Source organism: Arthrobacter sp. FW305-BF8 (assembly GCF_021789315.1).
GTDB lineage: Bacteria > Actinomycetota > Actinomycetes > Actinomycetales > Micrococcaceae > Arthrobacter.
The window spans coordinates 3,408,006-3,422,766 of the sequence record NZ_CP084561.1; the positions used below are offsets into that span (position 1 = coordinate 3,408,006).

At 66.8% G+C, this 14,761-nt stretch carries 13 protein-coding genes and 1 tRNA gene; 4 read left to right on the forward strand and 10 right to left on the reverse strand.

Translation table 11 applies throughout. The features are described from left to right. Nucleotides 1–70 precede the first annotated feature (70 nt). Nucleotides 71–1,249 (forward strand): IS481 family transposase, encoded by a 1,179-nt coding sequence (locus tag LFT45_RS15335; protein ID WP_236804357.1) that lies wholly within the window; start codon nucleotides 71–73, stop codon nucleotides 1,247–1,249. 60 nt (nucleotides 1,250–1,309) lie between these two features. Here LFT45_RS15335 and LFT45_RS15340 read toward each other — a convergent pair. The 5 genes from LFT45_RS15340 to galU form a co-directional block, all read right to left on the reverse strand. Continuing rightward, nucleotides 1,310–1,382, reverse strand: a tRNA-Ala gene (locus LFT45_RS15340). 43 nt (nucleotides 1,383–1,425) lie between these two features. Beyond that, on the reverse strand, nucleotides 1,426–2,226 hold the full coding sequence (locus LFT45_RS15345; protein WP_236804359.1) for an SDR family oxidoreductase: 801 nt from the start codon (nucleotides 2,224–2,226) through the stop codon (nucleotides 1,426–1,428). Nucleotides 2,227–2,259: 33 nt separating this feature from the next. Then, the gene (locus LFT45_RS15350) at nucleotides 2,260–3,249 is read right to left on the reverse strand and encodes a hypothetical protein (protein WP_236804361.1); all 990 of its coding nucleotides are present in this window, start codon (nucleotides 3,247–3,249) and stop codon (nucleotides 2,260–2,262) included. Between the two features lie 127 nt (nucleotides 3,250–3,376). Continuing rightward, nucleotides 3,377–3,997 carry a GNAT family N-acetyltransferase gene (locus tag LFT45_RS15355; RefSeq protein WP_236804363.1) on the reverse strand — a complete coding sequence of 207 codons (621 nt, stop codon included), beginning with the start codon at nucleotides 3,995–3,997 and terminating at the stop codon, nucleotides 3,377–3,379. A gap of 6 nt (nucleotides 3,998–4,003) precedes the next feature. Continuing rightward, a complete protein-coding gene (gene galU, locus LFT45_RS15360; protein ID WP_236804365.1) occupies nucleotides 4,004–4,909 on the reverse strand; it encodes a UTP--glucose-1-phosphate uridylyltransferase GalU in 906 nt (301 codons plus the stop codon). Nucleotides 4,910–4,997: 88 nt separating this feature from the next. On the opposite strand from galU, the gene LFT45_RS15365 reads away from it, so the two are divergent. From LFT45_RS15365 to cpaB, 3 genes are all read left to right on the forward strand, one after another. Beyond that, nucleotides 4,998–5,609 (forward strand): 5-formyltetrahydrofolate cyclo-ligase, encoded by a 612-nt coding sequence (locus LFT45_RS15365; RefSeq protein WP_236804367.1) that lies wholly within the window; start codon nucleotides 4,998–5,000, stop codon nucleotides 5,607–5,609. A 147-nt stretch (nucleotides 5,610–5,756) separates the two neighbouring features. After that, nucleotides 5,757–6,044 carry an FmdB family zinc ribbon protein gene (locus tag LFT45_RS15370; protein WP_102973764.1) on the forward strand — a complete coding sequence of 96 codons (288 nt, stop codon included), beginning with the start codon at nucleotides 5,757–5,759 and terminating at the stop codon, nucleotides 6,042–6,044. A 352-nt stretch (nucleotides 6,045–6,396) separates the two neighbouring features. Continuing rightward, nucleotides 6,397–6,996, forward strand: a complete 600-nt coding sequence (gene cpaB, locus LFT45_RS15375) for a Flp pilus assembly protein CpaB (protein WP_336885578.1) — start codon at nucleotides 6,397–6,399, stop codon at nucleotides 6,994–6,996. A 72-nt stretch (nucleotides 6,997–7,068) separates the two neighbouring features. Here cpaB and LFT45_RS15380 read toward each other — a convergent pair whose 3' ends face one another. From LFT45_RS15380 to LFT45_RS15400, 5 genes are all read right to left on the reverse strand, one after another. After that, a complete protein-coding gene (locus LFT45_RS15380) occupies nucleotides 7,069–7,332 on the reverse strand; it encodes a hypothetical protein (protein ID WP_236804370.1) in 264 nt (87 codons plus the stop codon). Continuing rightward, nucleotides 7,329–11,504 carry an AAA family ATPase gene (locus tag LFT45_RS15385; RefSeq protein WP_236804372.1) on the reverse strand — a complete coding sequence of 1,392 codons (4,176 nt, stop codon included), beginning with the start codon at nucleotides 11,502–11,504 and terminating at the stop codon, nucleotides 7,329–7,331. Before LFT45_RS15385 ends, LFT45_RS15380 begins: the two co-directional genes overlap by 4 nt. A 158-nt stretch (nucleotides 11,505–11,662) precedes the next feature. Next, a complete protein-coding gene (gene guaA, locus LFT45_RS15390) occupies nucleotides 11,663–13,252 on the reverse strand; it encodes a glutamine-hydrolyzing GMP synthase (RefSeq protein WP_236804383.1) in 1,590 nt (529 codons plus the stop codon). Between the two features lie 88 nt (nucleotides 13,253–13,340). Then, entirely contained in the window at nucleotides 13,341–13,841 is a 501-nt protein-coding gene (locus LFT45_RS15395; protein WP_236804384.1) for a DUF3817 domain-containing protein, read from the reverse strand. After that, nucleotides 13,838–14,698: an SURF1 family protein gene (locus LFT45_RS15400; RefSeq protein WP_236804386.1), complete on the reverse strand. Its 861-nt coding sequence runs from the start codon at nucleotides 14,696–14,698 to the stop codon at nucleotides 13,838–13,840. Before LFT45_RS15400 ends, LFT45_RS15395 begins: the two co-directional genes overlap by 4 nt. Nucleotides 14,699–14,761: the final 63 nt, after the last annotated feature.

Consider the following 14,761-nt stretch of genomic DNA (forward strand, 5'->3'; position numbering starts at 1 on the left):
TTGTTCCCAGCTGACGCTTCGCCGGTGAGTCGGGACATAGTTCATACCCGGTACAGGCTGAGCATGATTCATGTCGAAGCAAAAAGTCATCGTCCTCGCCGTCCGGAACCAAGGGCTGAGCGTCGCTGACGCAGCCCGCCGATATGGTGTCAGCCGCCGCTGGGTGCACGAGCTCCTGCGGCGTGAAGCAACAGGAGGCATCGCGGCCGTCGAACCCCGATCAAAACGGCCTCTCAGCAATCCCCGCCGCACTGACGACGTAGTCACAGCACGTATCCTGGCCCTGCGCCAGGAACTGCAGACAGCCGGACTCGACGCCGGTCCAGTCACGATCGCCTGGCACCTCGAACGCGAAAACCTCCCCGCGCCCTCAACGTCCACGATCCGCCGGATCCTCCACGCGGCCCACCTGATCACTCCCGAGCCAAAGAAACGCCCGAGGACCTCCCTGCACCGTTTCGAAGCGCACCAGCCCAACGAGACCTGGCAGTCCGACTTCACCCACTGGCCCCTGGCCGACGGGACCGACACAGAGATCTTGAACTTCCTCGATGACCATTCCCGCTACCTGCTCGCATGCACCGCCTACCGGCCCGTCACCGTCATCGCCGTGGTGACCACGTTCCTCACAGCTGCCGCCGAATACGGCCTTCCGGCCTCGACCCTGACAGACAACGGCATGGTCTACACGACCCGGCTCGCCGGCGGCAAAGGAGGCCGGAACGCTTTTGAACACCAACTCCACACGCTGGGCATCACGCAGAAGAACGGCTCCCCAAGCCACCCGCAGACCCAGGGCAAAATCGAACGGTTCCACCAGACGCTGAAGAAATGGCTTGACGGACAGCCGCGCGCCCACACCCTCGAGGACCTCAACGAACAGCTCGGCAAATTCCGGCACATCTACAACCATGAACGCCCGCACCGCGCCCTGGACCGACGCACGCCGGCCACCGCCTACACCGCCACCCCCAAAGCAGAACCCGTAGGAGCGAGGCAAGGGGACCACTGGCGCCAGCGCATCGACCGCGTGGACCGGTTCGGGAAACTAACCCTCCGCCACGCAGGACGCCTGCACCACATCGGCATCGGCCGCGCCCACGCCGGGAAACACATCCTGATGCTCATCCACGACACCGACGTCATCATCAGCGACACCGCCACCGCCACCGGAGAGATCATCCGGGAACTCACCATCGACCCCGACCGGGATTACCAATCCAGACAAAGAAAAACACCCCGGTCCTAAGACCGGGGTGTTACCGATGACTCGACTCATCCGTGAAGGATGTCCCGACTCACCACACTGTGGAGCTAAGGGGATTCGAACCCCTGACCTCTTCGATGCGAACGAAGCGCTCTACCAACTGAGCTATAACCCCGTGGCGCCGTTTTCCTGAGAAATTCAACGCCGGTTTCCCTAGGCTACAAATTTTCCTGCCGGTTTGCCAACCAGGCCTCAAATGTCGCGTGTCCGTAACGCTGTTCGGGCGCCAGGTTCTTTCCTTCCCGCAGAAACTTGCCTGTCGATCCGGGCAGCGGCAGTTCGGTCACGAGGCCCCTGGCTCCGGTTATCCGCTTCCAGGCACCGGCCAGCCAGTCCATGCCCAGCACCTCCGGGCCTCCGACCGTCTGCACCGAGTGGGAAGCACCTGACGGCTGGCCCAGTGCCGCTTCCACCAGCGCCGACGCCACATCGGCCGGCGAGATCGTCTGGAACCGGGCACCTTTGATCACCGGCACCAAGCCAACGCGGGAACCCGCACCGAAAATCCCCGCCACCAGGCTGTGGAACTGCGTTGCCCGCACCGTGTGGGTTTCGAGCGGCGACCTCGCGTACACACGTTCCTTGTCCGCCTTGGACCGGTAATACGCGAGAGTGCTCTGATCGCAGTTGACGATGGAAAGCTGCACGGCCCGAGCCACGCCAGCCGCCGCGGCTTCGCCCAGCAGCAGGGCGCCGCCGGCAGCATAGTGCCTGAGTGCCTTGCCGGTCCGGGCTTCGAGGCAATCGACGACGACGTCGGCACCCGCCAGCGCTTCCGGCAACCCTTCTCCGGTGGTGACGTCCGCACGGAAGTAGGCGGCGCCGTCGTAATACTCCCGGGCACCCGGGAGCGGCGGGTTCCTGGTCAAGACGGCGACGGCGTGACCCTGGCTAAGTGCCTGGCGCACCACTTCACGGCCGGCCTCGCCCGTGCCGCCGGCAACGCAGATGCGGACCATTACTGTGACGCCTGGTGCTGCACGGACGCCGGGCTATGCGCGCCGGCGCTGCAGGACGTCATCAAGGTTGCTCAGCGCGCTCTGGGCCTTGGTCAGCGGCTTGGCGGGCACGGCATTCGGGGAGGCCACAGGAGGTGCGGCGGCCGGACCCTGCTTGAGTGAAGGCTTGCCCATGGACTTCGGAGCCTCGGGCAGCGCCAGCGGCTCGGGTGCCGGACGCTCCGCTTTGGGCGCTTCGACGTAGGTCGGCTTGGGAACTTCCACCGGCTCCCAGCTGGATTCAAGCGGAGCTGTTGGGCCCTGCACCGGGGCTGCGGCGCTTTCGTCGCCGGCGGCAAGGGCAACTGCCAGTGCAGCCTCGCGAAGCTCGATTGCCGTCAGGGGCTTGGGCTTCGGCGCTTCCAACTCGGCATCGAAGAGTGCGCTTTCGCGGGGCTTCTCGGGCTCCGAAGCGGGTGCCGCTTCCGAAAGGCGCTCGGCGGCCGGCGCCTGGTCCTGCGTCCGGTCGGAGGGCGAGCCCATGGCTGCCCTGAAGGCGGCGCTGACTTTCCTGCGCCGGTCGCGCACGGCAAGCCGCCGCAAGACCACGACGGCGGCAATACCGGTCAGGAGCGCCGCAACCGGAACCCAGGGGTTGCCGATCCCGAAGAGACGCAAGAGACCGGCAATGATCGCCGTCAGGAAGGACAGCAACCCAACGAACGCGATTGCCGTCCGCCCGTACCGGATCCGGAAAGCGCCGGCCCCCAGGGCGGCAGGCCTGCTGCCGGACGGAGCCGGGGTAAGGCCTGTTGCGGGTTCGCTGCTCTTCCTGGTGTCCATGCGTTTCTCCTGCTGGGCGGCCATATACACAACCGTCCCGGCTTGCGGGTTTGCAGTTTCGGCGTCGACGCTCTCCAGCGTCAGGTCACCGGCAGTCTGGAACTGATGCCGGCCGTTGCGGAGCACGTAAGGGGCGACCCAAACGATCCAGAGCGCAACAGCAGCCACAAGGATGACTGAGCTGCTAAGGGGGAAGTCCACACACAAAACCGTATGAGGAATGATGGGGCTCTTGTGGCATTCGTCTCGGTGTGTCGCGGCCGAGCTTCAAATCAATGGACTTATGCGCGGAATCCGGTCCTGACCAGCGGCTCTGCCGGTCTGCGGGTCAGGCGGGCCGGACCCGCAGCCAGCGGCTGAGGAGTCCTTCGGGAACTTCCTCTGACGTCAGTGCGAACGAGCGGTGGTCGGCCCATTCCCCGTTGATGTGCAGGTAACGCGGGCGGTAGCCCTCGTCCCTGAAGCCGAGCTTTTCCACGACGCGCAGGCTTGGGCCGTTTTCCGGACGGATGTTGATTTCCATCCGGTGCAGGCCAAGGGTCCGGAAACAATGGTCGGTTGCCATCGCCACCGCTGTCGGGGCGATCCCGTGTCCGGCCCGGCCCTGGTCCACCCAGTAGCCGAGGGTCGCCATCAGGGCGGATCCCCACACAATGGAGGAGACGGTCAACTGCCCCACGATGACCGGGTCACGGAACCCGGGTGTCCACTCCGCGATCACAAACGGCAGCGCCGTGGCCTGGGCCGCCTGAGTGTTCAGGGACCTGACCATCTGCCGGTAATCGGGCAGGGCCCCGCCCGCGATCGGATTGGAGGCCTCCCATGGCGCCAGCCAGTCGCTGTTACGCGAACGGACCTCGGTCCATTCCTTCCGGTCACGGTACCTGATGGGCCGCAGGACAATATCCCCGCACTCCAGCGTGACCGGCCAGATGTGGCTGACCCTCATGAAAGGTTACTCGGACAAACGGGCAGCAACCTGCGGAAGCCAGTCACGCAGGCCAGGTCCGAGGTCGTCGCTGTCGATGGCGAGCTCCACACAGGCCTTGAGGTAGCTGAGCTTGTCCCCCGTGTCGTAACGGCGGCCACGGAAGACCACGCCATACACGCCGCCGCCTTCACCGTCCCTGCTGGCCAGTTCCTGCAGCGCGTCCGTCAGCTGGATTTCGCCGCCGCGGCCGGGTTCTGTCTTTTCCAGCACATCGAAGACATCGGGGTGGAGCACGTAGCGGCCGATGACGGCCAGGTTGGAGGGCGCGTCGGCGACGTCCGGCTTCTCCACCAGCTTGTTGATTTTAACGAAGCCTTCGCCGCTAATCTCGGAGATGTCCGCGCACCCATAGGCACTGATCTGGGACGGCTCCACCTCGATGAGGGCCACGACCGAACCGCCGGTCTTCGCCTGCACATCGATCATGATGTTGAGGAGATCGTCGCGGGCATCGATGAGGTCGTCGCCGAGGAGAACGGCAAACGGCTCATGGCCCACATGCTGGCGTGCACGCAACACCGCGTGGCCAAGGCCCTTGGGGTCACCCTGCCGGACGTAGTGGATGTCGCCCAGGTTGCTCGCGGCCTGGATCGACTCCAGCTTGGCGGTGTCGCCCTTGGCCTCCAGCGTCGCCTCCAGCGTCGGAACACGGTCGAAGTGGTCCTCGAGCGCGCGCTTGTTGCGGCCGGTGATCATCAGGACGTCGCTCAGGCCGACCTTGACGGCCTCCTCGACGACGTACTGGATGGCCGGCTTGTCAACCACCGGCAGCATCTCCTTGGGCATGGCCTTGGTGGCCGGCAGGAACCTGGTGCCGAGCCCAGCAGCGGGGATTACGGCCTTGCGGACTGAACAATTAGTGGAAGTCACTGGTCTAATCTATCCGAGGGAACATTCATACGGTAAATGCTTCCGGCAGCGGCCCGGCCGCCTGCCGCTGCGACAAAGGAAGACACCCATGCCAACAGGGACCATGCCTTCGAAGGACGTTATCCGCTCACGGCACCGGCAACTCCGGGCCACGATGACGGCGGCGGACCTATCCAACGCCGGCGACGGCATCGCGTCCCATGGCCTGCCATGGGCCGAGGCTATCGCCGCGGGCAACCCGGCCACGTTCACCGCCTACCTCGGCGTCGATTTCGAACCCCCGACCCTGCCGCTGCTGCACGCCCTGCATGAGGCCGGGCACAGTATCCTGCTCCCGGTCTGCGAGCCTGACCGCGAGCTCAGCTGGGTCTTCTGGACCCCGGACAGCGAGTTCGTACGCAGCCGGTATGCGCCCATCCAGGAGCCGGCCGGTGAGCGCCACGGCCTGGACACGGTGCGGAGCGCGGCCGGGATGTTCATGCCCGCGACGGCCGTGGACCGCAGCGGCAACAGGATCGGGCAGGGCGGCGGCTACTATGACAAGTTCCTGGCTGCAGCCAACGCGGGCGGCCTGCACCTTCCCAAGGCCGCCATCATCTACGACTCCGAGCTCCTGCCCGCACAGACCATCCCCGCTGAAGACTTTGACCGCCCCGTCGAGGCAGTGCTCACGCCATCGGGGCTGATAGCCTTCGCGTGACCTCGCGGGGGCGGGGTGATAGAATTGGCACTCAGGCCCTGCGACTGCTAATGGAGTCATTTTCACCGCGGTGATCCGTCAAGGAGAATCCGGCAAATGAAACCAGGCAGCACGGGACCTGTCGTTTGTCCAAGAGGAGGATCTACAGTGCCCACGTATGCCTATGCCTGCAAAGATTGCAGCCATGCCTTCGACATCGTGCAGTCTTTTACCGACAGCACTCTGACGTCCTGCCCCGAATGCCAGGGCACGCTTCGCAAGAAGTTCAACAGCGTCGGCGTGGTCTTCAAGGGCTCCGGCTTCTACCGGACTGATTCGCGCGATTCCAAGGGAAGCACCGTCTCACCCTCCCCTGCTGCGTCAGCACCGGCCGCTCCGGCCGCCACCTCCTCGTCGGCATCGTCCGCTGCCCCGGCAGCTGCAGCCGCGAGCTAGGCGAGTTCCCGCGGCACGTGCCGCCTTCAAGCTACAGGAGTCCGGCCGGGTGTACCCGGCCGGACTCCTTTGCTTTTGCGCGGGTTCCGGGTCCCAAGTGGCTGTTCGCGATTGCAGGGCAATCCGTTGAGCGTTACGGGGTGGCTTTTCCACATACCGCTCCCGGTGCCTGTCGACGGCCAACCGGGGCCCGTAGCGTGGCGGCATGCCAGCTACCGGAATTTTCCCCGCAAGGGCATCCCGCCCGGCCGTACGTCCTGGGCGCCGCAACGCATTGCCCGGTTCCGCCGGACGCCCGCGTCCGCGCGGCAGGCGCCTTGCGGGATGGCTGAACCGTAACCGGCGCCTTGCCGTGGCATTGCTCCTCTGTGCGGCTGCGGGCATCGCGGTTCACCAGCTGACTCCTGCCCCTGCCCGGACCGTGAGCGTCCTGGCAGCCGCCCGTGATCTTCCGGCCGGGGCAACCCTGAACGGCAGTGATGTCACGATTGTCAGCGTTCCGCCGGCCATGATGCCGGACGGGACTTTCGCTGACGGCTCCGCCGTGGACGGCAAGCAGCTGGCAGCCCCGCTCCGCGAGGGACAGCTCCTCACCGATGCGCAGTTGGTGGGTCCAGGCCTGCTGACAGGAGCGCCGCCCGGGTCCGCGGCGGTGCCGCTGCGGATGGCAGACCCGTCATCCATCCAGCTGGTTTCCCCCGGACAACTCGTGAACGTGGTCCTGACAAGCGGCAACGGCTATGAGCAGGCCTCAGCCTCGAAGGTACTCGCCAAGTCCGTGCCGGTCCTGTGGACCTCCGGTCAGGAAGGCCAAAGCGGCCAGTGGCTTGCTGCCGGGGATTCGGACGGGCTGCTGGTCGTGGCCGCCACCCCCGCCCAGGCCGTCGCCCTGGCGGGCGCGTCAACCCAGGGAAAGCTGTTTTTCGTTCTCGTGGGATCCGGCGCCCGGTGAATCAACCCGTGCTCGTCCTCGGCCCCCGGCGCCTAAGCTACGCGCAAATCCGCGGCGTGTTTGCCCGGTTGCTCAGCCCCAGTGCGGGGGCTTCTGCTCTTTCAGCCACGCGTCGTGGTCGTTGCCGGATGCTGCATCGCCCCAGGTGCGCGGATCGTCCTCGGCAGCCCTCTTGGGCACGACGCCTGTCCCCTGCTGCGCGCCGGTTTTGGCACGGCGCGCCTTTGGGGGCTTCTCCCCCGCGGCGGCCTGCTCGTCTTTGGGCTCGTCTTTGGGCTCGGTTCCGTCCTTGCGCTCAGCCCCGTCTTTGCGTTCGGCCCCGCCGTCGGATGTCACAGCGGGCCCTCCTTCCGCTCCGCGGCTGCTCCGTCCCGGCCAGCCTCAGAACCGAAGCCTACTCCGGCGCCCGCGGCCTCGGAACCGGAAGTGTCGTGATCCGCCTGGTCAACGTCCGTCTGATCGGTGCCGGCCCGATCCACCTCAATCCGATCAATGTGTGTCAGCTCCCGGTCGGCCCGATCGGTGCGGGCCTGATCGGCGCCCGACGACACCGCATCGTGCTGATCGGCTTCCAGTTGATCCACATCCGACGCGTCCGCCTCGTCCCGGCTCAGCTCTTCGCCGAAACCGTCATCCAGGTTCTCGTACGCGGTCTCCTGTCCCGGCTCTGGCTCAAGGTCGCCCACAGCGAGGGTACTGACGTCCTCATCCAGGAAGAATCCCGGTGCGCCAACCGAGCGCACCGAAGGCGACGGCTTCTCCAACCCGAGGTACCCGCCGATCCTGTCGGCGCACGCCGAGGGATCGGTGAAAACCTCGATGGTCCACAGCGGCATGTACCGCCAGCCGAGCCGCTCCAGCAACTGGGGCCGCAGCCGGCTGCGTTCCCGGACTGTCATCTGCCGGTACTGCTCGGTGCCGTCCGATTCGATGGCTACCGGCCGCGGAATGTCGGCGTCGTCCTGGCCCATGGTGCTGAGCGGATCCGCCGCGGCCACCACATCGATGGCGCCGTCGTACTGGTGCCATACGCGGGCACCGCGGGCCCGCAGCCGGTCGCCGAGATCAGCAACCAGCGGATCGGCGCCCAGCGCCTGTTCACTTGCCGCTGCCCGGGACGCCGGAGTCCCGAGATCGGTGTTGCCGGAGATCTCACGGTCCAGAAGTTCGAAGAGGTCGACGGCGCCGTGGGCCAGCCGCGTCCGGTCAAGGTCCTCCGGCTTGAAGCACGTCAGGACGTGCAGCGACTGCCGGGCCCGGGTCATGGCCAGGGCAAACTTGGCCCGGCCGCCCTCGGCGGACAGCGGACCGAAGCTGTGCAGGGCCCGGCCGTGGGGCGTCCGCCCGTAGCCCGGCGAGAAGATCACCCGGTCGCGGACCAGCCCCTGGGCGCGTTCCAGATCCACCACCCTGAAGGATTCTTCACCTGCCGTGAAGAATCCGGACAGGGATGGATGGTTGGGCAGCTGCAGCCGGATGGACTCGCCGATGCGTGCCGCGTGCCGGAGGCTGGCGGTCACCACAGCCAGCGAGGTCCGGGGCCGGAGCCGCGCGTGTTCGAACACGAGTTCAACTACCCGGTTGACTTCGGCCACCACCGATTCGACGCCCTCATGGTCCGCGCTGGGCAAACCGGTGCCGTCGGGCAGGTACTCCACCGTCAGCGCCCGGTCCAGCCCGGTAGCCGACTGGCCCTCCGGCAGCCGGCGGAGGCCGCCGTCGTAGAAGTTCTTGCTCAGCTGCAGCACCAGGTCCTCGTCCACCGCGCGGTAGACGGAGCGGAGCGGCGCCGTCGGCAGCACCGCCGACAGTGCGGTGAACGCGCTTTCGACACTCTGGTGCGACTGTTCGCCGGCGGCAAGACGCTCCACCGCGACCGTGAAGGTGCGCGGGCTGGCGATCCTGTCGTCGCCGAAGGCGATCACCTGCCGGGCGCGGGCGACGGCCGGAAGCACCGCCTGCAGCGACGTCGCCTCGGCGTCGAGGATCACCACGGCATCAAACTTCTGCTCGGCCGGGAGGAGTCCTGTCATGAGGTAAGGGCTGACCGACCAGACGGGCACCAGCATGGGAACCAGCCCGGGGGCCTGCGCCGTCAGCGCAGCCAGCGTGACGCGCCCGTCCTTGAGCAGGCTCCGGAGCAGGTCGGCCTGCCGGGCATGCTCCTCGATCCCCGCGCGCCACCGCTCGGCCAGCTTCCACCGGAGCCGCCCGGCGCCGCTGGCGATGTGCGCGTTATCCGCGAGCCGGTACTCGGCCTCAAGCTGGCGCAGCGCATCGCCGTCGGACATGGCGAGGTAGTCGTCTCCGCTGATCATCGCTTCGAGCGCAGACTGCCACCAGGCCAGGTCAAGTTCGGCCGCGACCGAGCCGGCCCCGACCTCGCGCTCGGAGAGGTCCGCCAGCAGCTCCCCCAGCCCGTGCTCGCGCATGTTCTCGATGAGCAGTGTGCGCTCGGGCAAGGTCTGCAGCGTCTGTGTGTCCGCGACCAGCCGTTCCAGCCGCTCCATGAGCTCCGGGTACGGAATGTTTTCCAGCGAACCGCCGGCGGCCGTGTGGCGCAGGGCGTCGCCCAGCATCTTCATCTCGCGGGTCAGTCCGCGGTGCATGATGCTGATCTCGGCCAGGCCGGACGGCACCGCCGGATGCCGCTGCGTGGTGGCATACCCAGCCCACTGGGAACGCTGTTCCTGGACCAGCACCAACGAACTGTGCAGGTCGGCGATGTGCACTCCCGGCCGGACGTACTCCTTGGCCACCCGTCGCAGGCGCGACCGCTGCATCGAGGCCATGTCGATGCCACGCTCCCTGCGCCAGGACGAGGAGGCCGTGGCGGAAATCAGGTCGGTCACGGGCCGGTCAAAGATGTCGGGGGTGAACTTGTCCAGGCTTTCCCGGACGGCCACCAGGAGTTTGAGCTGGGAGCCCCATTCTGCGAAGGTGGTGCCCAGGCGGATTTCGGCGTGGCTGGCCACATCCTTCATCCGTTCCTGGAGCAGCGGCAGCTTTTTCGCCACCGCACGCGTCAGCTCCTGCGCTTCCTCGGTTTCCTTGCGCGTCACCAGCCTCGCACCGTGCCAGGGGCTGGTGGTCGACGCCCTGCTGAACGCACCGAGTTCGGCGGCGCGCTTCAGCCGTCCGGCGAGCTCCTCGCGGTCCCGGATGCTGTCCAGGACGCTGCGCTTCAGGCGGACGGTGGTGGCCGGGGCGGGCTGGATGGAGGTGAGTTCCGCGAGCGACTGCATCGCCTGGTAGGGCGAGCAGCCCCACCGCTGCCGGACGTTGTGCAGCGACGCGACGTGGTCCAGCAGGGCATGGCGGTGCTCGGTGAGAGTCTTGTGCAGGCCGCCGAGCTGCGGCTCCTGGGCCTTCTCGTTGCGCACGATGGCGCGCACCAACTGGCCCTTGAGCTGCTGGGGTGTTGCGTTTCCGGACAATTGGAAAAGGATGGAGTCCAGTCCCAGGCCCTCGAGGCGCCCGGCCACCTCATTGAGGCTGGCTCGTCTGTCCCCCACCACCAGGACGGTCTTGCCTTCGTCCACGAGCGCACCGATCGTGTTGATGGCCGTCTGGGTCTGGCCGGTGCCGGGCGGGCTGCTTACCACCAGTGAGTCCCCTGCACGGACGGCGTCAATCACATACTGCTGGTCGGCGTCGGCGTCGAGGAGCAGCAGCTCTTCCGCCGGGTCCCGCTCGTCCACGCTGGGGAAGCGCCCGGGCTGGAGCGCGGGCACGTCGACGATCTCACCCGACGCTGTCTTGGCCAGCGAGGCCACCAGCTCGTTCTGGCCGTTGATCCACGGATCGTCGAGGTTCCCGGAAAGGTCCGCGAAGGTGGAGACGAGCAGGTTGTGCTCCACGTCGGCGCCGTGGATCGGCTTGACCAGGGTGCTGATCCGGTCCAGCACGGGCAGGGGGTCGAACCGCGCGGTGCTGTACGCCATCCGGGTCACCGCGTTGACGTCGAACACGATCCCGTGGATGGTTTTCAGGTGGCGGATCAGGGCCGGGTTGATCTGCGCCTGTTCCGTGAGCTGCAGTTCATAGTCGTCTTCGCCGGGGCGGATGGTGAGCGACATGGCGGTCAGCATCACCGGTGCCGAGACACGCTGCGGTTTGCCGCCGACGGCTGAGGTCCACACCACGGTGCCGGCCGAGAAGTACCCGGCCTCGATGCCGCGGTCATTGGCCAGTTCGAAGATCTTGGAGCGCAGGTTCCGGCAGGCCCGCGCAGCCACGACGTACTGCTGCTGGTCACGGATCAGGGTGGAAAGCCTTGTGCGGCGCCCGGCCATAAGCTGCGCCAGGCCCGAAGGATGCGCATGCGTGAGGTCGATGGAACCCTCGGGCGTCTTGGTGAAGCGCAGCATGGTGTCTGCCCCCGTAACGGGCTTGAGCCCGGACAGCCACTTCCTGAGCTCCTCCGAACCCTCGGAGTCGACCTGACCTACTGACACTGCTGCCTTCTTTTCTGTGCTTGCGCGTGACGCCTTGGACCATACGGGCATAGTTTCGAGCGTAGCCGGAAACCGCCGCGGTTGAGAGACCGCAACACTGGGACGGCCCAAGTTGCGGCGCATTTCGCACCGTTGCGGCCATGCCGGACGCCACACCCGGGTAAGCAAAATGGCCGGCCTCCCTGCGGAGGCCGGCCATTCTTACAACGCTATTCCCACTCGATGGTTCCCGGCGGCTTGCTGGTGACGTCGAGCACCACCCGGTTGACGCCGTCCACCTCGTTGGTGATCCGGTTGGAGATCCGGGCCAGCAGCTCATACGGAAGCCGCGACCAGTCGGCCGTCATGGCGTCCTCGGAGGAGACGGGGCGCAGCACGATCGGGTGGCCGTACGTGCGGCCGTCGCCCTGGACGCCGACGCTGCGGACGTCCGCCAGCAGCACCACGGGCATCTGCCAGACGTCGTTGTCGAGTCCGGCAGCGGTCAGTTCGGCGCGGGCGATGGCGTCAGCCTTGCGCAGCAGGTCCAGGCGTTCCTTGGTGACTTCGCCGACGATGCGGATTCCCAGGCCGGGGCCGGGGAAGGGCTGGCGGCCGACGATTTCCTGCGGCAGGCCGAGCTGGGCGCCCACGGCACGCACCTCGTCCTTGAACAGGGCACGCAGCGGCTCGACGAGCTCGAACTGCAGGTCCTCCGGCAGGCCTCCCACGTTGTGGTGGCTCTTGATGTTGGCCGCGCCCTCGCCGCCGCCGGATTCGACGACGTCCGGGTACAGTGTGCCCTGCACGAGGAACTTGATCTTTTCGCCGTGCGCCGCGGCGTCCGCGATGATGGCACGCTCGGCCTCTTCGAAGGCCCTGATGAATTCCCGGCCGATGATCTTGCGCTTGGTTTCGGGGTCACTGACGCCTGCCAGCGCCGCCTGGAAACGCTCCTGCTCATTGGCCACGTAGAGGTTCACGCCGGTGGCGGCAACGAAGTCGCGCTCCACCTGCTCGGCCTCGCCTTCGCGCAGCAGCCCGTGGTCAACGAAGACACAGGTCAGCTGGTCGCCGACGGCACGCTGGACGAGGGCCGCGGCAACGGCCGAGTCCACGCCGCCGGAGAGTCCGCAGATTACGCGGGAGTCGCCGATCTGCTTGCGGATGCGCTCCACCTGCTCCTCAAGGATGTTGCCCGTGGTCCAGTTCGGTTCCAGTTTGGCGCCCTTGAAGAGGAAGTTTTCCAGCACCTGCTGGCCGTAGGCGGAGTGCTTCACCTCGGGGTGCCATTGCACGCCGTACAGGCACTTCTCCTCGTTGGCGAAAGCGGCAACTTCCGCGCCCGCCGTGGTGGCCAGCACCTCGAAGCCCTCGGGAGCCTCGTGGACGGAGTCGCCGTGGCTCATCCAGGTGTTCTGGTGCTGGGGCATTCCCTCGAGGACGGAACGGCCTTCGCCGAGGATGGTGGTCTGGGTGGAGCCGTACTCTCGCAGGCCGGTCCTGTCCACCTTGCCGCCGAGGGCGTTGGCCATGGCCTGGAAGCCGTAGCAGATGCCGAAGACCGGGACGCCGGCCTCAAAAAGGTCAGCGCCGACGCTCGGGGCGCCGTCCGCGTAAACGCTGGCGGGGCCGCCGGAGAGGATGATGGCGGCAGGGTTCTTGGCCAGGAGCTGCTCAGTGCTGTGGGTATGCGGAACCACTTCCGAATACACATTCGCTTCCCGGACGCGGCGGGCAATCAGCTGCGCGTACTGGGCACCGTAGTCAACAACCAGCACCGGCTTCTGGGAAGTCTGGGATGCAGTGGGAGTAGTCACCGTACTAGCCTACTTTGCGCGCTTGCCCCGACGCATCTTGAGCGGCCCCGCTGTGACGCACGGAACGCGGTGAAGCGCGGAACGCGGATCAGTAGCGGCTGGCGGCCTGCGGGTTGGCGGCCAGTTCAGCCTCAACCTCGGCGTGGAACTTCTTCTCCACGATGAAGGACAGCAACGGGACCACGCCGCCGAGTGCCAGCAGGATCATCTTGCCGAACGGCCACCGCATCAGTGTCCACAGTCGGAAGTTTGACATCAGGTACACGACGTACATCCAGCCGTGGACGATGAGCACGGTCACGGACACGTTGAATCCGCCGAGGACGCCCTTCGGTTCCGCCTGGGCGAAGCCGAAGCCGAACGGCTGGCCGGTCAGGGCGTCCGTTCCGCCGGCGAAGAGGTACTGGCCGAAGCCGTAGCGGGCCACCAGCTCCGCGCACAGCAGCAGCAGCATGGCACCCGTGAGGTAGGCCATGACCTTGTAGAACTTCAGGGCGGAGCGGATCTGCGCCTCCGTGCCGCCGAAGCGTCGCTTCTTCGCCGCCCCGGTCGGGTTCGAGGGCTGGATGGCCGGCTTGGGTTCGATCATGGCTGTACCTTTTGTTGGATCTCGTTGGGTTGGGTAGGTTCTGGTCCGCCGCCAGCGGCGTCGTTGTCCCCGCTGGCGTAATCGTCAGCGTCCTCGAGGCTTCTGCGGTAGTCGTCCTTGACCAGCCGCCACCAGATGAACAGGGCGAAGCCGGCGAAAACAATCCACTCCACGGAGTAGAACAGGTTCAGCCAGTTGACCTTCGCGGCCGGGGGCTGGGCCGCGATGCTGAGCGGCTCCAGGCCGCTGCCGGCGGCAGCACCGACGTCGGCCGTTCCCGCCTTTTCCGCCGTGGCGGAAACGAAGGCCGGGTAGCTGCTGACGTTCCAGGCATTGATGAGTTCGGCCACGGACACGGCCGTCGCCCGGCCGGGCTCAGGGGCCGTGTTGGGCACCGGGGCCTCGGACGGCAGCAGCCGTCCGGTCAGCCGGATAACGCCCGACGGCGGGGCGCTGGCGTCGGCGGGATCGGCGATCCAGCCGCGGGCCACCGGTATGTAGGTTTTCGGCGAGGCAGCCGCGCCCTTGAGGACCGGGGCGTCTGCCACCGCGAAGGCCGTGACCACCCAGTATCCGGTCTTGCCGTCCTTGAGGCGGCCCGGAACCAGGACCTGCTTGGCAGGATCGTAGGTGCCGGATGCCGTGACCATCTGGTCCGCCACCGAGCCGCGGAAGAAGTCGCCGGGCTGGAGGGTTTTCGTCAGGGCCTGGACCTGCTCCGTGGTGGGGCTTACAGGCACTTCCGGCTGCGTGGAACGGCCGAACTGCCATTGGCTCAGTAGCACAAAGACACCCGAAACGGCGATCGCAAAGACCAGGCCTGCGATCCACCGGGGCTGGAGGGCTGTTTTCCACACCCCTTAACGTTACTTCGTCCGTGTGTAGAACAACGAAACGCCTGCCCAGAGTGGGGCAGCCGG